Raw genomic sequence first — 19,491 nt, 5'->3', positions numbered from 1 at the left:
GGGGGGGGGGGGGGGGGGGGGGGGGGGGGGGGGGGGGGGGGGGGGGGGGGGGGGGGGGGGGGGGGGGGGGGGGGGGGGGGGGGGGGGGGGGGGGGCGGGGGGGGGGGGGGGGGGCGGGGGGGCGGGGGGGGGGGGGGGGGCGGGGGGGGGGGGGGGGGGCGCGGGGGGGGGGGGGGGGGGGCGGGGCGGGGGGGGCGCACTGCGGGCGTGGGCCCAGGGCTGACGGCGGCCGGCGGCGCGGCGGAGAACGGGCCGCGCATCGCGCGCCCCGTTCCGTGCGGCCGCCCGACCGCACGCGCCGATGTGCTTATGCGACGTGCGCCACGCCGTATTGCGCCGACAGATACCGCCGGATATCGGCGGGCGAATCGATGAAGCGCCGGCCGTTGTGCTCCCGAATCGCGAGGGTGTCGTCATTCGGCCCTCGTCCGTCGCCGAGCACGAGCACGGGTGCCGACTGGTTGTCCGCACCGATCAGCGTGACGATCGGCTGGCGTGGGCGCGGGGCATCGACGTATTCGACGTCGACGGCATCGCGCAACTGCGGATAGAAACTCAGCAGCCCTTCGACGGAAACCGAATCGCCGCAGTAGAACGGACCTTCGGAGTCCTTGAAGAAACCCGGGCGGAGAATGAACAGTGTGTCTTTCATGATGATCTCGCTATGACAGAGTGAAAAACGTCGAAGAAAACGTGATGTGGGGTGGCGCGCGTGACGTCGCCGGACGTCACGCTTCCGCGAGCGCGGCGGCGCGCATCCTCGCGAAGCCGGCGGCGAGGTCGGCAATCATGTCGTCGGGATGCTCGAGCCCCGCATGAATCCTCAGCAGCGGGCCGGCCGCCGCCCATTGGGTGGCGGTGCGGTGGCGCGTCGGATTGGACGGGATGATCAGGCTTTCGAAACCGCCCCAGCTATACCCCATGCCAAAGCACGTCATGCCGTCGAGCAGGGCGCGGACGGCTTCGTCGGCCTGCGGATGCAGCACCACGCCGAACAGCCCGCACGCGCCGGTGAAATCGCGCTGCCACAGTGCATGGCCGGCGTCGCCGGGGCGCGCCGGATACAGGATCCGCGCGACTTCCGGCTGCCGCGACAGCCAGTCGGTCAGCACGTGCGCGTTGCGCTGATGCCGCTCGAGCCTGACCGACAGCGTACGCAGGCCGCGCAGCGCGAGATACGCGTCGTCGCCGCTGACGGTCATGCCGAGTTGCCGGTAGAAGCGCGTGACTTTCGGCGCGAGCGCCTCGGTCGTCAGGATCGCGCCCATCAGCACGTCCGAGTGCCCGGCGATGTATTTGGTCGCGGCGTGAATCGACACGTCGACGCCATGCGAAAACGAGCGGAAATTCAGCGGCGTGCCCCATGTGTTGTCGAGCAGCACGACCGCGCCGTGCTGGTGCGCGACGCCGCTGATGGCCGGAATGTCCTGCACTTCGAAGGTCAGCGAGCCCGGCGATTCGGCGAATACCGCGCGCGTATTCGGCTGCATCAGCGACGCGATGTCCGCACCGATCGCCGGATCGTAGTAGGTCGTCGCGATGCCGAGGCGCGCCAGCGTTTCGTCGCAGAACGAGCGGGTCGGGTCGTACACCGAGTCGGCCATCAGCAGATGGTCGCCCGGATTCAGCACCGCGAGCAGTGCGGTCGTGATCGCACTCAGGCCGCTCGGCGTCAGCAACGCGGCGTGTGCGCCTTCGAGCCGCGCGAGCGCCTTCTCGAGCGCGCGCGTGGTCGGGCTGCCGTGACGCCCGTACGCGAGCGGCGTGCCGCGTACGGCGTCGAGCGCGTCGGTGCCGTGAAAGAGCAGCGTCGACTGGCGATAGACAGGCGGGTTGACCGGTGAACCGGGCTGGTTGTGCGAGCGGCCTTCATGGGCGAGAACGGTGTCGGTCGAATGCAGGTGGTTCAAGATGTCTCCTTTGAGTGTCGGTCAATCGAAGCGGCGCAGCCGTCATGCGGTCAATGCAGGATCTTGTCGAGAAAGTCGCGCGCGCGCTCGGAGTGCGGTGACGCGAAGAACCGGTCGCTGGCCGCGTCCTCGACCACCGCACCCTGGTCCATGAAGATCACGCGATGCGCGACCTTCCGCGCAAAGCCCATTTCATGCGTCACGCATACCATCGTCATGCCGTCGCGCGCGAGTTCGACCATCACGTCGAGCACCTCGTTGATCATCTCGGGATCGAGCGCGGAGGTTGGCTCGTCGAACAGCATCGCGACCGGGTTCATCGACAGCGCGCGCGCGATCGCGACGCGCTGCTGCTGACCGCCGGACAACTGCCCCGGGTACTTGTGCGCGTGCGCCTTCAGGCCGACGCGGTCGAGCAGCTTCATGGCGTTCTCGACGGCCTCGTCCTTGCGGCGGCCGAGCACCTTGATCTGCGCAAGCGTCAGGTTGTCGGTGATCGACAGGTGCGGAAACAGCTCGAAATGCTGGAACACCATGCCGACGCGGGCGCGCAATTGCGCAAGCTTCGCGGCGGGATCGCCGAGCCGCGTGCCGTCGACGGTGATGCTGCCTTTCTGGAACGGTTCGAGACCGTTGATCGTCTTGATCAGCGTCGATTTCCCGGAGCCGGACGGCCCGCACACGACGACCACCTCGCCCTTCGAGACCGCCGCGCTGCATGCCGAGAGCACCTGGTGCTTGCCATACCATTTCGATACGTTGTCGAGCGTAATCATGTTCTGTCCGTCGAAGGAGTTCATGTGAATGTCGGGTGCGCGTTCAATGCGTGGACGGCAGCGCGAGGCGCGTCTCGACGCGACCCTGCAGCCGCGTGAGCAGCGTGCTGAGGACCCAGTAGATCGCGGCGGCGGCGAGATAGAGCGGCAGCGGCTGGAACGTCGCGGCGATCACCTCCTGGGTCGAGCGCAGCAATTCGGTGACGGTGATCACGGAGACGAGCGACGTGTCCTTGATCAGGCTGATCAGCGTGTTGCCGAGACTCGGCACCGCGAGGCGCAGCGCTTGCGGGCAGACGACGTAGCGCAGCGTCTGCACGTGCGTGAGACCGAGACTGTGGGCGGCCGCCCATTGCCCGCGGCCGATGCCGAGAATCGCGCCGCGCATGCTTTCGGACAGATAGGCGCCTGCGTTGAGCGTCAGCGTGAAGATGCCGGCCGTCGTGGGATCGAGCGTGATGCCGAGATCGGGCAGCCCGTAGTAGACGACGAACATCTGCACGAGCAGCGGCGTGCCGCGCATCAGGCTGACGTAGCCCTGCGCGACGCTTGCGGCAAGCCGGTTGCTGCCGATGCGCATGATCGCGATCACGAGCCCGACGACGAGACCCAGCGCCATCGACGCGACGGCAAACTTCAGCGTGAGCATGGCGCCCTTGACCATCACGGGCAGCGTATGTACGACCAGTTGGAGTGCTTCCATTGCGTGTCTCCTGATTGTGTGCCGGACGGCCCGCGCGTTCGTGCAGGCGTGTGCACGGGCGCGGGGCGAGCTGCGTTATTGCGTCACCGGCTTGGTCGTGTCCGCGCCGAACCACTGCATCGAGATCTTCTTCATCGTGCCGTCCTGCTGCAGCGATGCCACGGCGTCGTCGATCGCCTTCGCGAATTTCGGATTGCCCTTGCGGAACGGGATGCCCATCCGGTCTTCGCCGCCCGCGAGCACGGAGCCCGGGCGCAGCGGCAGGTGCGAGTTCTTGATCAGGTAGCTGAGCATCAGGCGATCGTTGACGGCCGCGTCGATCCGTCCGGCCGCGAGGTCGCGCAGGTTCTCCGGCGTACCGGGGTAGACCTGCAGGTCGATCGCGGGCACGGTCTTGACCAGATCGACGTAGTTGCTGCCCATCGTCACGCCGACCTTCTTGCCCTTCAGTTCGTCGAGCGACTTGAATGCGCGTGCATCGTTTTGCCGTTGCAGCAGTTGCGCGGACGAATACACGTACGGCGTGCTGAAGTCGAGCGCCTGCTGGCGCGACGGTGTGATCGCGACCTGGTTGACGATCACGTCGAACTTGCCGGCCTGCAGGCCGGCAAGAATCCCGCTCCATTCGGTCGTCACGAACTGCGGCTTCACGCCGAGGCGAGCGGCAACCGCCTTCGCGACGTCGACGTCGAAGCCTTCGAGCTGGCCGTCGGCATTGCGATAGTCGAACGGCGGGTAGGTGCCTTCCAGCGCGATCTTAAGTACACCGGATTGCTTGACGGTGTCGAGCAGGTCAGCCGCATGCGACGTTGCGGTCGCGATGCAGAGCAGGGCGGCCGCGATGCCTTGCTTGAACGTCGGGGTGAAGTGTTTCATGGTTGTCTCCGTGGTTGTTGTCGAAAATTCAGGGTGCGCGACGCCGCGGCGACGGGCGGCGTCGCCGTGAGCGGGAAGTCGGTGAAGCGTGAGGCGGCGGGCGTTGCCGTTCGCCGTGCGCGATGCCGTGCGTTACGGCATGCGTTCGTGGGCGATGGAGGACCGGGGCGCGTACGGATGGACGAGGCAGGCGCGTGAGCAGCAGAGAAGGCCGACGTGTGCGGCGAAGCGTTCAAGCGTGCGATTCATGATTGCCCGTGCAGCATTGCGAGTGTGGTGGACCGGATGCATCGTCGATGCGTATCCGGCGACAGGAATGCGGTGCGACTGAGGGCAATCTTAGTTTTGTCAAAAGGGAATGTGTTTCCAAAGATGCGTGCACTTTTCACGCGACGTGGAATGTTTTTCTCTGCGTGCGAGAGGTGGCGCAAGCGATCTGCTGCGGTTGCGCGCGATGAGAAGGATCAGGTGCTACGGTGCGGGCGAAGGGTTGCTCCAGGCCGCGATCCGGCCGTACGCCGAAATGCAAAACGGCCAGGCTGCCGTGAGCGGCAAGCCTGGCCGTTGGCCATCGTCACGCGGGAGGCGCGTTACTCGAACGTTTCGAGCGCGAGCAATTCGTCGATCGTCTGCCGGCGGCGGATCAGCCGCGGCGCACCGCGATCGACGAGCACTTCCGGCGCGAGCGGCCGGCTGTTGTAGTTCGATGACATCGACGCGCCGTACGCGCCTGCATCGTGCAGGAACAGCAGGTCGCCGATCTGCGGCTGCGCCAGCTTGCGGTGCGTGACCACGCCGCCCGCGTCCTGCGTGAACACGTCGCCCGATTCGCACAGCGGCCCCGCGATCGCGAGATCGACGAGCGGCCGGCCGGCGGGCAGCGCGCCATCGTGCGTGTGCACCGACACCGCATGGTAGCTGCCGTACATCGACGGGCGCATCAGGTCGTTGAAGCCCGCGTCGATCAGCACGAAATCGTGCTGCGGCCGGAGATTGACGGCCTGCACTTCGGTGACGAGCGTGCCGGCTTCGGCGACGAGGAAGCGGCCCGGTTCGATCTCGATGCGCACCGGGTGGCCGAGATGCCGTTCGATCCGCTTGCGCGCCGCGTCCCACTGGCTGAAGTAGTGACCGACGTCGACGCGCGGCTCGCCGTCGCGATACGGGATCGACAGGCCGCCGCCGGCCGAGATCGCGTCGATGTCATGGCCGAGCGACGTGACGAGATCGACCATCGCATCGCACACCTGCGACAGGTGGCCGTAGTCGACGCCCGACCCGATGTGCATATGGATGCCGACGAGCTTCAGCCCGTACTGGCGCACGATCTCGATCGCGCGCGGCACGTCGTCGATCCAGATGCCGTGCTTGCTCTGCGGGCCGCCGGTGTTGGTCTTGTTGCTGTGGCCGTGGCCGAAACCGGGGTTGACGCGCAGCCACACGCGGTGGCCGGGCGCGTGCTCGCCGATGCGCGCGAGCATGTCGAGCGAACCGGCGTTCACGGTCACGCCGTGCTTGAGCACGGCTGCGAGTGTCGGGCGGTCGATCAGGTCGGCCGTGAACACGACGCCTTCCGGCTCGCCGGCGGGGCTGAACCCGGCCGCGAGGCTGCGCTCGATCTCGCCGAGCGACACGGCGTCGACGCATGCGCCTTCCTCGCGCATCAGCTTCAGGATATGGATGTTCGAGTTCGCCTTCTGCGCATAGCGGATCACGTCGAACTGACGCAGTTGGGCGATGCGGTCGCGGATGACGTCGGCGTCGTACACCCACAGCGGGGTGCCGTATTGCTGCGCGAGCGTCGCGAGCTGGCGGGAATCGAGGGACATGGCAGATGAATCGGGTCGAATGAACGGATAGCGTGAATGATGCACCTGATTGCCTATACAGTAAAATGCCTGTTTATCGACATTCGATTCATATCTGATATAGACGATCATGCTCACGCACCGCCATATCGAGGTCTTTCGCGCGCTGATGGTCACCGGCAGCACCACGCGCGCGGCCGAGATGCTCTATACGTCGCAGCCGACGATCAGCCGCGAGCTCGCGCGCATGGAGCAGGTCGTCGGCTTCGCGCTGTTCGAGCGCGCGCACGGCCGGCTGCGGCCGACCATGGCCGCGCTCACGCTGTTCGACGACGTGCGGCTTGCGTATGTGGGGCTTGAACGCGTCGCGGCAACCGCCGCGCGCCTGCGCGAGTTTCGCGACGGTCAGTTGTCGGTGATCGCGCTGCCGGCGTTCTCGCACGCAATCCTGCCTGGTGCGTGTCGGCGTTTTAGCGAGAAGCACGCGGGTGTCAGCGTGTCGGTTGCGACGCAGGAATCGCCGGTGCTCGAGGAGTGGCTGACCGCGCAGCGTTACGACCTCGGGCTGACCGAGCACGACGTCGCGCCGGCCGGCACGGTGCTCACGCCGCTGCTCGAAGTCGACGAAGTGTGCGTGTTGCCCGACGGCCACCCGCTGCTCGCGCAAGATGCGATCGATCTGCCGGATCTCGCCGATCGCCCGTTCGTGAGCCTGTCGCTGAACGATCCGTACCGCATCCTGATCGACGAGGCGTTCGCGCAGCTCGGCGTTGCGCCGCGCTCGGTCGTCGAAACACCGTCGGCCGTGTCGGTGTGCGCGTTCGTGCGGCAGGGGCTCGGCGCCGCGATCGTCAATCCGCTGACCGCGCTCGATTTCGTCGGGCGCGACCTGCACGTGCGGCCGCTCACGCGGTCGTTTCCGTACCGGGTCAGCGTGATCGTGCCCGAGCACCGGCCCAAGAGCCTGCTCGTCGATGCGTTCGCCGACGCACTACGCGGTGAGGCGAAGGCGATTCGCCGCCGGTTGGCCGAGGTCCTCGGCTGACGCGCCGTATGATGGGCGTTTCGTTGCCATCGTCGTCTCTTTCCGGAACCCTTCATGACCGACGCTTCTGCTTCCCTCGAACCACCGATCCTCACTGGCGAACGCGTCGAACTGCGGCCGCTCGACTCATCCGACCGGCAAGCGCTGCTGGACGCCGCCGCGGACGGCCAGTTGTGGAACCTGAAGGTCACGGTCGTGCCGGGCCCTGAGACGATCGACGCCTATATCGACACCGCATTGCAGGGCCGCGCCACGGGCACCGTGATGCCGTTCACGATCGTCGAGCGCGCATCGGGCCGCGTGATCGGCAGCACGCGCTTCTGGAAGATCGATCGCAAGAACCGCAAGCTCGAGATCGGCCATACGTGGTTGAGCGAATCGGCGCAGCGCACGCGCGTGAATACCGAAGCGAAATGGTTGTTGCTGGGCTATGCGTTCGACGTGCTGCAATGCGTGCGCGTGCAGTTCACGACCGACGAGCTGAACGAGAAATCGCGCGCGGCGATCCTGCGGCTCGGTGCGAAGCAGGAAGGCATCGTGCGGCACGAACGGATCATGCCGGATGGCCGCAAGCGCAATTCGGTGCGCTTCAGCATCATCGACGACGAATGGCCGGAGGTGCGTGCGCGGCTGCTGGCGAAGCTCGCGACGTAACGTGTAACGCGTGAAATGTGACGTTGGATGTGCGTCGCGCCGCCGGAAGGGGGCGGCGACGCGACGACAGGGGAAGTAGTGCGCCGCGCAGGACGCGCGGCGCCGCGGCGCGTTACTGCGCCGATGCGAGGTGGTGACGTTCCGCGAGCTTCTGCGCGTCGGCGTAGTGCTTCTGCAGGATCGGCAGCGACTGGCGTGCGACTTCCTTCAGCTTCGTGTCGCGGCCCGAGGCGATTTCGGCCTGGAATGCCGAGATGGCCTTCTGCTGGCCGGCGAGCGCGACCTGTTCGATATACGCCTTGTCGAACTCGGCGCCGCGCAGGTTCTTGATGCTGCCCAGCACGGCCGTGTCGGGGTCGTTGGCCGGCACGTCGACGCCGCGCGGGCTCGCTGCGCGCATCGCCTGGATGATCTTTTCATCGTCGGTGGACACGCGTTGCGCGAACGCCTTGACCTGGCTGTCCGACGTGCGCGAATCGGCGATGCGTGCCGCGTCGTGCTGCGTCGACACGGTCTTCGTGCCGTCCGTGATGAAGGCCTGGTCGGCTTCGTGGATACGCGTCGCGGCGGCGGCCGGTGCGTTCGGTGCGGCCGGTGCCGGTTGTGCGGTTTGCGCGGTCGCCGTCACGGCGACGAGAAGCAGGCCAGCGGCAGACAGTGCAAGGCGCGAGATGTGGGGAAAGCGGTTCATGGGACCTCCTTTCGATCGGGGCTCTGGTTGAAAAACGGATCACGTGATCCGTTGCTGTGCGAGAGACCGGGCGCGCCCGGGCCGGATTCGACCGCCGCTCTGCCGCGGCGCCGGTCGAAGTGTTTCCCGGCCCGACTGATTCTAGGAGAGCGATCCGGTAGCAGGTGCAACCGCGCTGTGGTTTGTGTAACGGTTGGTAAGACGAATCGATGCGCAAGCATGCGGACAGGTATTGCGTACCTGTCGCGTGCGCGGCGGCGGCAATTTTTGCGCGCATGACGCGTGCGAGATGCACGTCGGTGTCATCCGCTTTTCATCGTCGTGCGGCTGTGTCGTGCGATGACGTGTGCATCGAGCGATGCGGCGAACCGGATACGCGAAGCGCGCGAATGCGTCACACGCGATCGAGCAAGGCGTCGAGACGAGGCAGCAACGGTGTCGCGCAATGGGCCTGCAATGCGTCCGGCGCGGTGTAGCCCCACGCGACGCCCTGGAATGCGATGCGCGCGCGTCGTGCCGCGTCGGCGTCGCGGATTTCATCGCCGACATACAGCACTTCGTCGGCGCGCACGCCGGCCTCGCGAACGAGCGCGCGCAGGCGACGCGCCTTGCCGAACAGTGGAATGCCGCACGCGAAGTGCTCGACACGGCTGCTGGCGTGCGGGCCGAGCCGGTCGCGCACGATCTCCTCGGTATTCGACGTGGCGATCGCGATGCGGATGCCGCGCGCGGCGAGCGCGTCGAACGTCTCGCCGACGCCGGGGAACAGCGCCACTTGCGCGACGCGCGGCTGCATCAGGCGACGCATGTCGATCGTCACGCGCGGCACTTTCCACATCGGCACGTCGAGCGCGCGAATGATGTCGCGCGCCGACATGCCGCGCAGCGCCGGGCGCAACTCGGGCGTGGCGTCGCGAAAGCCGTGCATGCGCGACGCTTCCGACAGCGCGGCGAGAAAGCTGTCGAGCGAATCGGCGAGCGTGCCGTCGAAGTCGAATGCGATGAGGCGATAGGGCATGAAGCGGCGTGGCGGGGTTATCGGGCAGGCGACATTGTCACCGAATCGAGGCCCGTCGCCCGCACGGCCGGTTGCGCCTGCGGCGACGCAAGAAAGTCGAGCAGCTTCTTCGCTTCTTCCGGATGATCGGCGCCGACCGGAATGCCGCCCGCGAAACGCGTGACCGACTGCACGGATTCGGGCACCTTGCCCGCATACGTGACGCCCGGCACCGGCAGCAGCTCGCTGACCTGCTGGAAGCCGATCTCGTAGTCGCCGTTCGCGACGACCGATGCCACCGGAATGCGCGGCACCATCGTCGCCTTCGGCTTCACCTGGGCCTCGACGCCGAGCTTCCGGAACATTTCCTTCTCGATGTAGACGCCGCTCGCGCTGTCCGAATACGCGACCGATTTCGCATGCAGCAGCACGTCCTTCAATTGCTCGACGGTGCCGATGTCGGGTTTCGGCGCGCCGGCGCGTACGACCATCCCGATCCGCGAATCGGCGAGCTCGACGCGCGATGCCGGAATCACCTTGCCCTCCTTGATCAGCCGGTCGAGCGCGTAGCCGACCATGATCAGCACGTCGGCCTTTTCGCCGTTCGCGAGGCGATTCGGAATCGCTTCCTTCGATTCGCCCATCGACGGGCCGGAGATCGTGTCGAGCGTGTCGCCGGAGGCGGCCGTGAAGCCGGGGCCGAGCTGCTTGTACGCAGCCGTGAAGCCGCCGGAGATCATCACGCGCAGTTCGGTCGCTGCGGCAGGCAGCGTGACGGACGCGAGCGCGGCGGCGGCGAGCCAGAACGTGGCGCGGCGCGCGAGGCGATGGCGGGTGGCAGAGGCGGTGAGTGCGGCTCGGTCGCGCATCGGGGTGTCTCCTTCCAGTCTGTCGTTGGCGGTTTGCGCGGTCGATTGACGCATTGCAAGGCAGATCGCGCGTTACGGGCGCCGTGAGCGATGGGGTGATGCTATTCGTAGTGGTAGCGGCAGGACACGATGCTGATCTGCAAGTCGTCAGCTTCGTAGACCAGACGGTTCGTGTCGTCGATACGGCGCGACCAGAAGCCGGAGAGATTGGCCTTTAACGGTTCGGGTTTGCCGATGCCTTCGAACGGCGTTCGCTGGGCTTCGCGAATGAGCTGGTTGATGCGCTTGAGCGTCTTGCGATCCTGCCCCTGCCAGTAGACATAGTCGTCCCACGCGTCGGAGGTAAAGAGCACGCGGCGTACGCTCATTCGTCATCCGCCGCGAGCTTGTGTTCCTTCGCCTTGCCCTTGCGTAGTTGCGCGATCGAACGTTCGAGATGGGCGACGTTGGCGGGAGAGCGCAGCAAGTGCACCGTCTCCATCAGGCTGTCGTAGTAGTCCTGCGACATGATGACGGCGTTCGGTGCATCGCGGCGCGTGATGAGCGTGACGTCCGCATCGTCGACGACCTGGTCGATAACGGTCTTCAGATTGCCACGAGCATCCGAAAAATGAATCGTGCGCATGATTGCCTCACTTGTACATATAACCGTACAAGTGTAGCACATTCGATAAGCATGTACGGTTTGCTGTACAAGTCGACCGGCCCCTGCCTGGTTAAACGCCACAATCGTCCAGAAAGAGCATGCGCATCCGTCGGGCCGTAGCCGACAAGCAGCGCCGCTTGTACCCCTTCACGCCGCGCGGTATCGTCAGCACTTCGCTTTCCACCACCCCAACCGGAGACCGACGTGCCCGCTGCCACCCCCGCCACGCTGAGATTTTCCACCGACAAGCGCGAACTCGACGTCGACGCGATCTTCGACTTCCTGCATCGCGATGCGTACTGGTCGCAGGGCATTCCGCGCGACGTGGTCGAGCGTGCGATCGAGGGCTCGCTGTGCTTTGGCGCCTACGTGGGCGACCGGCTCGTCGGGTTCGCGCGGCTCGTGACCGATCACGCGACGTTCGCGTACCTGTGCGACGTGTTCGTGCTGCCGGCCGAACGCGGCAACGGCTACGGTCGCGCGCTGATCGACCACGTGTTCGCGCAGGAGATGGTGCAGGGCCTGCGCCGCATCATGCTCGTGACGTCCGATGCGCACGAGCTGTACCGGCCGGTCGGCTTCGAGCTCTCTGCAAACCCCGAGCGCGTGATGGAGATCCGCCGCCCGGACATCTACGCGAAACGCTGACGCGCGGCGCAGCGCATACAATACGCGCTTTCCGTTTTTGCCGAAGAGAAGCCCATCATGACCGAACAGGAAGCCGAACAGCTCGCGACGCATCGCCATTACAAGGGCGGGCTGTATCGCTACATCGGCGTTGCCCGCCATTCCGAAACCGAGGAATCGGTGGTCGTGTACGAACACCTGTGGCCGCATGCGCGCGGGCTGTGGGTACGGCCGGAAGCGATGTTCAACGGCAACCTCGAAGACGGCACGCCGCGTTTTCGCAAGCTGCGCGACTGATTGACGGCCGGCGGCGCGCGCCGCTGCCGTGCCAGCCGGCTGCGTGGACGTCTACGCGCCGGCCAGCGCCTTCACCAGTTCCGGCGGGGCCTGCCCGGCCGTGACTTCCGGCGTGCCATGCCACGCCGCGAGCTTCTTCACCGCTTTCGCGACATCCGCTGCGAGCCCCGTGCCGAACCGCACGCCCGGCTCGACATGTACGGCCTTCAGCTCGAACGTGCCGAGCGTGCGATGCGCCTTCGCGTCGATGCGCCCGACCAGCCGCCCGCGATGCAGCACCGGCAGGCAGAAATAGCCGTAACGCCGCTTGTGCCCGGGCGTATAGCATTCGATCGTGTAATCGAAACCGAATAGCGTCGACGCACGCCGGCGGTCCCATACGACCGGGTCGAACGGCGACAGCAGCGTCGTGACCGTCGAGCGCAGCGTGTCGGCCTCGGCGGCCGGCAGCCATGCTTCGAGCGAGCGATGCACGTAGGCCGGCTCCTTCCAGTCGTCGATCGCCACCGGGATCAGGTCGCCCGCGTCCGCGAGCTGCTCGAGCTCCGCGTGGTACGAACGGCGCGGCAGCCGATAGTAGTCGGCCACCCAGTCCGCGCGCACGACGCCGAGCGCCCGGCACGTGTAGTCGAGCAGCGCGGGCAGCACGGCGCTGCGCGGCGGCAGGTCGCGCGTGTCGTCCCAGTCGGGCAGCACACGCTCGCGCACGTCGTACACGCGCTGGAAATTGCGGCGTTCCGACACCATCAGGTCGCCCGTCGTGAACAGCACCTCCAGGTGCTGCTTCTCGGGCTTGCGATCCCACCAGCCGTTGCCCTTCACGCCATCCTCGCGGGCGAAATCGGCCGACCTTACGGGGCCCTCGGCGCGAATCCGCGCGAGCAGCCGCTCGATCTCGGGACGATTCTGCTCATGCCACTCGGCCGCGTACTTCCAGCCCATCCCCGACGGATCGAGCATCTTGTAGCGCATCAGGCCGAACTGCTCGACCGGCAGGAAGCACGCTTCGTGCGACCAGTACTCGAACAGGCGCGCCTCGGCGAGATGTTCGTCGAGCCACTGCGGCGAGAAATCGCCGAGACGGCTGAACAGCACGAGATACGGGCTGCGCGCGACGACGTGAATGGTGTCGATCTGCAACTGCGCCATCCGGCGGATCGTGTCGAGCACGTCGGATTTGGTTGCCTTGCGACGGGGCGGCGTCAGCAGGCCTTGCGCGGCGAGATGCAGCGCGCGGGCGGCGGCGGTCGAGAGCGTAAGCATCGGAGGGGCGGCCGGGAGTGATGGTCGGGAACCACTTTAGCGCGAAAGCGGCGCGCGCGTGCGACGTGCCGAAGCACCGTGTCTGACAATGGTTGACAGATGCGTTGCGCAAGTTTCCCTATAGTGCAGTTCATGGCGCGACGATAAAGACGCGCAACGATTTTGCTTCCGACGCACATATGTCAATGGCACGCAGGAAGTGAATCCGGGATTCTCAACCCCCATCGGGAGACCCGGAGCCCTGAGCGGACATCCATGCGGCTGTGCACCGGCCCCGTGTGGATGTCCGCTGATTTTTTTGTTTTTCCGGTTTGCTTCGCGAGCCGCGTTTCCTTTTGTCCCTTCCGCCGAATCCCGTTTATCAGCCGGTCGTCTAGGACCGCTTGCCGCGCGCGACTTCGTCGCCGGCGCCGGGCGGCAGCCGCCGCGTGATCGGAATCGACGCGAACGAGCACAGCCCGACCACGACGAACGCGGGCCAGAAATCCGACCACACCATCTTCTGATGCCCCTGCAGCCAGTGTGAAATGTGCAGCACGAGGCCGGCCACCGTCACGCCCAGGCCAAGCGACATCTGCTGCACGACACTGCCGAGGCTCGTCGCGCGGCCGGCGTCGCGCGGCGAGATGTCCGCGTAGATCATCGAGTTCAGGCTCGTGAACTGCAGCGCCGGGAAGATGCCGCCGACGAGCACGATCAGCCAGATCGCCCAGGTCGCCATGCCGGGATGGAACACGCCGTACGCGGCGATCGCGAGCCCCGCGAAGGCCGCGTTGTAGATCAGCACCGTGCGGAAGCCGAAGCGGCGCAGCGTATGCGTGGCCGTCGAGCGGCTCATGGCGCCGCCGAACGCGGACGCGCACGTGATGAGCCCCGAATGGAACGCGCTCATGCCGAGCCCTTCCTGCAGCGCGAGCGGCAGCAGGAACGGCACCGCGCCGAGGCCGATACGGAACAGCGACCCGCCGACGACGCTCGCGTGATACGTGGGGATCTTGAGGAAGCTGAGGTCGAGCACCGGGCGCTCCTTGCGGCGCGCGTACGGCACGTAGAGCGCGAGCAGGACGGTGCCGGTCACGCACATGACGAGCGCGTTCGAGCGCGACGTGAGCGAGCCGTCGATCAGCGTGAGGCCCATCAGCAGCAGCGCGGCGCCGCTGGCCGACAGCAGGAAGCCGAACCAGTCGAGCGGGCCGGGATCGGGCTCGCGCGTGTTCGCGATGTGCTTGCTCGCGAGGTAGATCCCGTAGATGCCGATCGGCACGTTGATGAAGAAGATCATCCGCCAGTGCAGGTAGGTCGTGATGAAGCCGCCGACGAGCGGCCCGACCGTGGGCCCGAACAGTGCGGGAATCGCGAGGTAGTTCATCGCGCGCACGAGATCCGAGCGCGGCACGGCGCGGAAGATGATGATGCGGCCGACGGGCACCATCATCGCGCCGCCGACGCCCTGGATGAAGCGCGCGAACGTGAGCACGCCGAGGGAATTGGAGGCCGCGCACATCAGCGAGCCGACGACGAAGATGCCGATCGCGGTGCGGAATACGGAGCGTGCGCTGAAGCGGTCGGCCAGCCAGCCGCAGATCGGGATGAACACGCCGAGCCCGACCACGTAGGCCGTGATCGCAATGTTCAAGGTGACGGGGCTGTGCCCGAAGTCCCTCGCCATCGCGGGGAGGGCGGTGACGATGATGTTCGCGTCGACGCTTTCCATGAACAACGCACAGGCAACGATGAGCGGTGCTAGAAAGACGGGCGACATGGGCTGGGCACGCGGTAAAGACGCCATTATGCCCACAATGTGACCGTTGAGTCACGTACGACAACAGTTGTTCCGCATGTTGCAACAGTCGTCTCTTTTTGCAGGCGGCACGGAAAGAACGACTGCGCAGACTCGGTGCTTGAATCGCGCCTGTATCCCGCATGCACCCGGGCGGCAGACAGTGCGATCTCGTCGTCGTTGGCCGCATATGCGTTCTCGACAACTGGCAGGATCTCGACAATGTCGACGCAGCGATTCCGGAACGGCATCGTGCGAAGCGCCTCGATCGCGCGTCCGCATGCGTGGTGATCCTGCGCGTCTTCGATACACCCATCGGTCACGCAAGCGGAGTAGAACGCGGTGTCGTAGAAGTGCCGCGAGACGCATTCGCCCCGAGTTGCGCGGATCGACGCGATGTCTTCGCACGGCGGCCGCAAGCGTTCCGGCATGGGGACGCCGCGCCATTCGGGGCGCGTTTTCACAACGATGAACCGGGTGGGCAGGGGCGCGGTTTGCCGGGGCACGCTGATTCCTTTTGACTGAGTGGAAGGGCGTTTCTAGAATATGAGCGTTTGCTCATATACGAAACTCGCATTCCGACCATGTCCGAATCGTCTCCACGCATCCCGCTGTCGCCGCGCAAGGCGCCGCGCCAGCGCCGCTCGCTGGCCACCGTCGACGCGATCGTCGAGGCCGCTGCTCGCATTCTGGAGCGCGACGGCTTCGACGGTTACACGACGAACGCGGTCGCGGCGCTGGCCGGCGTGAGCATCGGTTCGCTCTATCAATACTTCCCGAATCGCGATGCGCTGACGGCCGCGCTCGTCGAGCGAGAGAGTGCGCATCTGCTCGACGACGTCGATCGGGCTGGCGCGCTGTCGTCATGCGACGACGTACTGCGCGCACTGGTGCGCGCGGCCGTCGCGCACCAGATGCGCCGTCCCGTGCTCGCGCGGCTGATCGATTTCGAGGAGGCGCGGCTGCCGCTCGGCGCGCGCACCGCACGCGTCGCGGATCGCATCCACGCGACGCTGCTGTACGCGCTCGGGCTGCGCGATGCGCCGCGTGTCGCCGCGCCCGACGTCGTCGCACACGATCTGTTCGCGATCGTGAAAGGGATCGTCGATGCGGCGGGCGCGCGCGGCGAGACCGATGCGGATGCGCTCGACGCCCGTGCGTGGCGGGCCGTACGCGGTTATCTGCGTGAGTCGCGCGAATCGAAACTTGCTTGATGTGCACGTTTCGTGCGACAGTCGGACTCACTCGCACCACAAAACGACGCGTATCGATCGAGGGCCATCGAGACGAGCGCGCGCGCGAACGAGACCTCGTGCCGACCCACTCACCATCGAAAGGAGGGGACACGTCATGACGTCACGTCGTGCCGCATCGATTGCATCGCGATTCTCAACGCGCTTCTCAAGCCGTCTCTCACCGCCTCTCGCCCCACCTGCGCCGCGCCTTCGCTGGGCCGCCGCACTGGCCGTCGCGTATCTCGCCGTTGCCGGCTGCGCCGCACAGGCCGACAACGCGAACCAGGCCGCCGCGCAGGCAGCAGCCCAGTCGGCACCGCCGGCCACGGCCGCGCTTGCCGCCCCCGCATCGGGCACGCTGCTGCCGCCGCCGAGCCAGCTCTATGGCGACCTGTTCGTCGCGGTGCAGACCGCGCAGATCTATCCCGACCAGAAGACCTTCGTCGACGCGACGCCCGACAGCGATCCCGCGACGATCGTGCAGTTGTATCAGCAACAGAAATCGCAGCCGGGCTTCTCGCTGAAGGCATTCGTCGGCCAGCATTTCACGCCGCCGCCGGAAGGCGGTGTGACTCCGCCACCGAACCAGACGCTGCGCCAGCACATCGACTGGCTGTGGCCGCAGCTCACGCGCACGAGTGCGACGGTGCCGTCCTACAGCTCGCTGATCCCGCTGCCGAAGCCGTATGTCGTGCCGGGTGGCCGCTTCCGCGAGGGCTACTACTGGGATACCTATTTCACGATGCTCGGGCTGCAGGTGTCGGGTCGCGAGGATCTCGTCGACAACATGCTCGACAACTTCGCTCATCTGATCGACACGATCGGGCACATCCCGAACGGCAACCGCACGTACTACGCGAGCCGCTCGCAACCGCCGTTCTTCGCGTACATGGTCACGCTCGCCGCGCAGGCCGAAGGCGACAAGGTCTATCAGAAATACCTGCCGGAACTGCGCAAGGAACATGCGTACTGGATGCAGGGCGAAACCACGACGCCGCGCGGGCAGGCCACGCGCCATGTGGTCGCGATGCCCGACGGCGCGGTGCTGAACCGCTACTGGGACGCGAGCGATACGCCGCGCGACGAGTCGTATCTCGAGGACGTGACGACCGCGAAGTCGGTGCCGGCGCGTCCGGCGAACGAGGTCTACCGCGACCTGCGCGCGGGCGCCGAAAGCGGTTGGGACTACAGCTCGCGCTGGTTCGGCGACGGCAAGACGCTCGCGACGATCCGCACGACGTCGATCGTGCCGGTCGACCTGAACAGCCTGATGTTCCATCTCGAGACGACGATCGTGAGGGGCTGCACGGTCACGCGCGACGTGGCATGCGTGACCGATTTTTCCGCACGCGCGGCGCGGCGTGCGGCCGCGATCAACCGCTATCTGTGGAACCGCCGCGGCTACTACGGCGACTACGACTGGCAGCAGCGCAAGCCGCGCGACGCCGTGACGGCCGCCGCGCTGTATCCGTTGTTCGCGGGCGTTGCCTGGCCCGAGCGCGCGAAGGCGACCGCGCGCGAGGTGCGCAAGACATTGCTGCAGCCGGGCGGCCTCGCGACGACCACCGAGAACACCGGGCAGCAGTGGGATGCGCCGAACGGCTGGGCGCCGTTGCAGTGGATCGCGATCGACGGGCTGCGGCGCTATGGCGAACCGGCGCTTGCGAAGGACATCGGCACGCGCTTCCTGTCCGACGTGAAGCATGTGTATGCGACCGAAGGCAAGCTCGTCGAGAAGTACGTGGTCGAAGGCGCCGGCACGGGCGGTGGTGGAGGCGGGGAATATCCGTTGCAGGACGGTTTCGGCTGGACCAACGGCGTCACGCTGAAACTGCTGGGGCTGTACGGCGAGTGACGCGCGGCGCGGGCCGCGCGCTGGCGCCGCACGAGAACGCACGGGCCGGACTGTCGCGCAAGCGGCCGTCCGGCCCGTGTCTGCATCCGGCTTGCCTTAGAACGTGATCGTCGTGCGTACGCCGACCACCGTTTCGTCGCCGATGCGTGCGCCGGCCGCGTTCGGGTTCGGGATGCCGCCGCCCGGACGGAAGAAGTGCTGCAGGTCGGCCTGCATTTGCCACCACGGCGTGACCTGGTACTGGTAGGTCGCCTCGACGACCGTTTCCGCGCGGCGCACCGGATACCCGGGCGTCGTGTAGACGCCGGTGTCGCCGTCGAGGCCGCGCGCATGCGAGCCGATCTTCGCGTAGCCGACCGCGATGCCCGCGACGTCGTTGTCGCGCCCCTTGAACGGCGCCTTCAGCGTCACGCCTGCGTTGGCGGCGAAATCGACGATATTGCGATCGCCCGGTGCGCCCATCACGCGTGCGAACACGCCGACCGAGCGCGGGCTGTCGGCCGACGGCCGCCACACCATCTGGTCCGCGACCGCATAGAACCCGTAGTTGCCGCGATGGGTGGCGGCGATGCCGTTGCTGTCCGGATTCGCGAGCGACAGGCCGTCGGTGCCGTAGCGCGGGTCGTTCGCATGCTGCGACTGATACCAGACGCCGAGCTTGTACGTGCCCGGCAGGCCGGCCGGCTGCGGTGCCTTCGGATCGGCGGGCGGCGCGTTCAGCGCGTACTGCACTTCGCCGATCACGAACGTGCCGCTGCGCAGGTTGAAGTTGGTGCCGTGCGCGTTCAGCACTTGCGCATCGCCGTCGCTGCGGCCGGCCGGGTTGCCGTCGAACACGCCGACCATCGCGGTCCACGCATCGGACGGCTTCACGCGCAGCCGCACGCCGAGCGACGACAGCGGATACGCGGGGCCGCCGGCCGGCAGGTCGGTCGACGGCAGCACGGGCCAGCCGAACGTCGCGTTCATGAACGTCGCCGCGTTCTGGCTCACCATGAATTCCTGGTCGACGCTCTGCTGGCCGACCTTCACGTCGACCTTGCCGTCGAGCAGCGACTGCTGGTACCAGAGTTCCCACAGGCGCGTGGTTGAATTCGCTTCGATGCCGGTCGCGGTCTGCAGCGTCTGCAGATAGCGCTGCGTGAGGTTGGTGCCGTGAATCTGCAGCGCCGACACGTTGAACGTGCCGCCCGGCAGGCCGACGGCCTTGCCCGTGTCGACGTTGAAACCGAATTGCGTGAGCCCCTGGTACGCGCCGCCGCGATTCGTGCCGCCCGACGTGTTGTGGGGGGGAGAGAGGGGGGAAGGAAGGAGAAGAGGGAGGAAGGGAGAGAAAAGAGGGGAGAGAGGGAAGAAAGGGGGTGGGAGCAGTGTACAGCGCTCCCAGAAGCCGGTGGGGGCGGGCGCGGCAGCATCGGCGGCCTGTTGTGCGGGAGCGGCGGCGTCGCTGGCGCCGGCC

21 protein-coding genes and 1 pseudogene are annotated in these 19,491 nt (G+C 66.8%); 6 read left to right on the top strand and 16 right to left on the bottom strand.

Features of this window, described 5'->3' with window-relative positions; all coding sequences use genetic code 11:
- The 7 genes and pseudogenes from G3N93_RS15650 to lysA form a co-directional block, all read right to left on the bottom strand.
- Positions 1 to 260 (bottom strand): annotated as a pseudogene (locus tag G3N93_RS15650) (energy transducer TonB); the annotation flags it as partial.
- 47 nt (positions 261 to 307) lie between these two features.
- On the bottom strand, positions 308 to 652 hold the full coding sequence (locus G3N93_RS15645; protein ID WP_206133428.1) for a DUF3088 domain-containing protein: 345 nt from the start codon (positions 650 to 652) through the stop codon (positions 308 to 310).
- Positions 653 to 728: 76 nt separating this feature from the next.
- On the bottom strand, positions 729 to 1,910 hold the full coding sequence (gene metC / locus G3N93_RS15640; protein ID WP_206133427.1) for a cystathionine beta-lyase: 1,182 nt from the start codon (positions 1,908 to 1,910) through the stop codon (positions 729 to 731).
- 50 nt (positions 1,911 to 1,960) lie between these two features.
- Positions 1,961 to 2,686, bottom strand: coding sequence for an amino acid ABC transporter ATP-binding protein (locus G3N93_RS15635; RefSeq protein WP_174937295.1), 726 nt, complete (start codon positions 2,684 to 2,686; stop codon positions 1,961 to 1,963).
- A 43-nt stretch (positions 2,687 to 2,729) separates the two neighbouring features.
- Positions 2,730 to 3,389 (bottom strand): amino acid ABC transporter permease, encoded by a 660-nt coding sequence (locus G3N93_RS15630; protein ID WP_206122674.1) that lies wholly within the window; start codon positions 3,387 to 3,389, stop codon positions 2,730 to 2,732.
- Positions 3,390 to 3,464: 75 nt separating this feature from the next.
- Positions 3,465 to 4,265 (bottom strand): transporter substrate-binding domain-containing protein, encoded by an 801-nt coding sequence (locus G3N93_RS15625; protein ID WP_174936979.1) that lies wholly within the window; start codon positions 4,263 to 4,265, stop codon positions 3,465 to 3,467.
- Positions 4,266 to 4,855: 590 nt separating this feature from the next.
- Complete coding sequence (gene lysA / locus G3N93_RS15620) at positions 4,856 to 6,094, bottom strand: diaminopimelate decarboxylase (RefSeq protein WP_174936981.1); 1,239 nt, start codon at positions 6,092 to 6,094, stop codon at positions 4,856 to 4,858.
- A gap of 109 nt (positions 6,095 to 6,203) precedes the next feature.
- Between lysA and G3N93_RS15615 the strand changes: the two genes are divergently transcribed.
- Positions 6,204 to 7,118, top strand: a complete 915-nt coding sequence (locus tag G3N93_RS15615; RefSeq protein WP_174936983.1) for a LysR family transcriptional regulator — start codon at positions 6,204 to 6,206, stop codon at positions 7,116 to 7,118.
- A gap of 54 nt (positions 7,119 to 7,172) precedes the next feature.
- Positions 7,173 to 7,772 (top strand): GNAT family N-acetyltransferase, encoded by a 600-nt coding sequence (locus tag G3N93_RS15610; protein ID WP_206133426.1) that lies wholly within the window; start codon positions 7,173 to 7,175, stop codon positions 7,770 to 7,772.
- A gap of 112 nt (positions 7,773 to 7,884) precedes the next feature.
- Here the strand turns inward: G3N93_RS15610 and G3N93_RS15605 are convergent, their stop codons facing one another.
- The 5 genes from G3N93_RS15605 to G3N93_RS15585 form a co-directional block, all read right to left on the bottom strand.
- Positions 7,885 to 8,463 carry a DUF4142 domain-containing protein gene (locus G3N93_RS15605; protein WP_174915084.1) on the bottom strand — a complete coding sequence of 193 codons (579 nt, stop codon included), beginning with the start codon at positions 8,461 to 8,463 and terminating at the stop codon, positions 7,885 to 7,887.
- Between the two features lie 394 nt (positions 8,464 to 8,857).
- On the bottom strand, positions 8,858 to 9,481 hold the full coding sequence (locus tag G3N93_RS15600) for an HAD hydrolase-like protein (RefSeq protein ID WP_174936989.1): 624 nt from the start codon (positions 9,479 to 9,481) through the stop codon (positions 8,858 to 8,860).
- A 17-nt stretch (positions 9,482 to 9,498) separates the two neighbouring features.
- Complete coding sequence (locus tag G3N93_RS15595) at positions 9,499 to 10,329, bottom strand: substrate-binding domain-containing protein (protein WP_206133425.1); 831 nt, start codon at positions 10,327 to 10,329, stop codon at positions 9,499 to 9,501.
- A 101-nt stretch (positions 10,330 to 10,430) separates the two neighbouring features.
- Positions 10,431 to 10,697, bottom strand: coding sequence for a Txe/YoeB family addiction module toxin (locus G3N93_RS15590; protein ID WP_011354451.1), 267 nt, complete (start codon positions 10,695 to 10,697; stop codon positions 10,431 to 10,433).
- Positions 10,694 to 10,954 carry a type II toxin-antitoxin system Phd/YefM family antitoxin gene (locus G3N93_RS15585; protein ID WP_060968669.1) on the bottom strand — a complete coding sequence of 87 codons (261 nt, stop codon included), beginning with the start codon at positions 10,952 to 10,954 and terminating at the stop codon, positions 10,694 to 10,696. Before G3N93_RS15585 ends, G3N93_RS15590 begins: the two co-directional genes overlap by 4 nt.
- Positions 10,955 to 11,179: 225 nt before the next feature.
- On the opposite strand from G3N93_RS15585, the gene G3N93_RS41560 reads away from it, so the two are divergent.
- Both G3N93_RS41560 and G3N93_RS41555 read left to right on the top strand, forming a co-directional pair.
- Positions 11,180 to 11,623, top strand: coding sequence for a GNAT family N-acetyltransferase (locus tag G3N93_RS41560; protein WP_174936995.1), 444 nt, complete (start codon positions 11,180 to 11,182; stop codon positions 11,621 to 11,623).
- 57 nt (positions 11,624 to 11,680) lie between these two features.
- Positions 11,681 to 11,899, top strand: coding sequence for a DUF1653 domain-containing protein (locus G3N93_RS41555; RefSeq protein ID WP_006480837.1), 219 nt, complete (start codon positions 11,681 to 11,683; stop codon positions 11,897 to 11,899).
- A 51-nt stretch (positions 11,900 to 11,950) separates the two neighbouring features.
- Here G3N93_RS41555 and G3N93_RS15575 read toward each other — a convergent pair whose 3' ends face one another.
- The 3 genes from G3N93_RS15575 to G3N93_RS15565 all read right to left on the bottom strand — a co-directional run bounded on the left by G3N93_RS15575 (position 11,951) and on the right by G3N93_RS15565 (position 15,448).
- Positions 11,951 to 13,162 (bottom strand): winged helix-turn-helix domain-containing protein, encoded by a 1,212-nt coding sequence (locus G3N93_RS15575; protein WP_206133424.1) that lies wholly within the window; start codon positions 13,160 to 13,162, stop codon positions 11,951 to 11,953.
- A 373-nt stretch (positions 13,163 to 13,535) separates the two neighbouring features.
- Positions 13,536 to 14,924, bottom strand: a complete 1,389-nt coding sequence (locus G3N93_RS15570) for an MFS transporter (protein ID WP_050781615.1) — start codon at positions 14,922 to 14,924, stop codon at positions 13,536 to 13,538.
- A 26-nt stretch (positions 14,925 to 14,950) separates the two neighbouring features.
- Positions 14,951 to 15,448: a darcynin family protein gene (locus G3N93_RS15565; protein ID WP_206133423.1), complete on the bottom strand. Its 498-nt coding sequence runs from the start codon at positions 15,446 to 15,448 to the stop codon at positions 14,951 to 14,953.
- A gap of 78 nt (positions 15,449 to 15,526) precedes the next feature.
- On the opposite strand from G3N93_RS15565, the gene G3N93_RS15560 reads away from it, so the two are divergent.
- The gene (locus G3N93_RS15560) at positions 15,527 to 16,156 is read left to right on the top strand and encodes a TetR/AcrR family transcriptional regulator (RefSeq protein ID WP_206133422.1); all 630 of its coding nucleotides are present in this window, start codon (positions 15,527 to 15,529) and stop codon (positions 16,154 to 16,156) included.
- A gap of 136 nt (positions 16,157 to 16,292) precedes the next feature.
- Positions 16,293 to 18,032 carry an alpha,alpha-trehalase TreA gene (gene treA / locus G3N93_RS15555; RefSeq protein ID WP_206133421.1) on the top strand — a complete coding sequence of 580 codons (1,740 nt, stop codon included), beginning with the start codon at positions 16,293 to 16,295 and terminating at the stop codon, positions 18,030 to 18,032.
- Between the two features lie 96 nt (positions 18,033 to 18,128).
- On the opposite strand, the gene G3N93_RS15550 is transcribed toward treA, so the two are convergent.
- Positions 18,129 to 19,491, bottom strand: a 1,363-nt coding sequence (locus G3N93_RS15550) for a carbohydrate porin (RefSeq protein ID WP_206133420.1), incomplete at its 5' end; no start/stop codon positions are given.

This window comes from Burkholderia sp. Se-20378, from assembly GCF_017104665.1.
GTDB lineage: Bacteria > Pseudomonadota > Gammaproteobacteria > Burkholderiales > Burkholderiaceae > Burkholderia > Burkholderia lata.
Note: the sequence above shows the minus strand (reverse complement) of the source record. Positions and strands in the feature narration are given on the sequence as shown.